This window comes from Escherichia sp. KCJ4928 (assembly GCF_004352695.1).
GTDB lineage: Bacteria > Pseudomonadota > Gammaproteobacteria > Enterobacterales > Enterobacteriaceae > ECMA0423.
On sequence record NZ_SJWV01000826.1, the window covers coordinates 1 to 255 of the forward strand.

The 255-nt window shown below is 58.0% G+C and carries 1 pseudogene; it reads right to left on the reverse strand.

Annotated elements, in window-relative coordinates:
* Positions 1–255: pseudogene (locus E0D98_RS26960) on the reverse strand (conjugal transfer protein); the annotation flags it as partial.

Genomic DNA, 255 nt, shown 5'->3' on the forward strand with positions numbered 1-255 from the left:
ATGACTGAGCGGCTGGACGGTTCAATCCGGGTGATGGTGATATTCCCCAGCCTGTCACCTTCCCGTACTGCCCAGGCGCTACCCTGCCAGCGGATCCAGGCCATTCCTTTTTCCACCGACATGATTTTCATGCCCTGCAGGCGGGAAGGCGGGGTTTTCGTTGACTGGCCGTTATTCCCGGTCGGGATTTGCAGTGGTCCCTGCATCTGCAGGGCATGCACCTGCTTACGGGTTTCATCAAGCAACTGACGGGTT